The organism is Lyngbya sp. CCY1209 (assembly GCF_035615495.1).
Lineage (GTDB): Bacteria > Cyanobacteriota > Cyanobacteriia > Cyanobacteriales > Microcoleaceae > Limnospira.
On sequence record NZ_JAJENU010000706.1, the window covers coordinates 1 to 233 of the forward strand.

1 protein-coding gene is annotated in these 233 nt (G+C 51.9%); it reads right to left on the reverse strand.

Annotated features, from left to right (window positions below; all coding sequences use genetic code 11):
* Nucleotides 1-233: hypothetical protein (locus LKE08_RS29145; protein WP_324707804.1), on the reverse strand; the 233-nt coding region annotated here is incomplete at both ends.

The window sequence follows — 233 nt, forward strand, 5'->3', positions numbered from 1 at the left end:
GTGGCGGTGGATTCGCTGCTGCTTCCCGCCCCCGTTTCGTCTGCGGAGGAAGTGGAGGAAGCCGAACTGCTGCTGCCGGAATTTCCGCTATTGCTAGTCTCCATATCTTCGGAACTTTCTTCCGTTTCGGTTTCTTCTATTTCCGAATTATCGGTTTCGGCGATATCCGAACTTTCCGTATTTTCTAGATCTGCGGAACTTTCTTCTGTTTCCGCATCTCCGGCAGTGGCTGT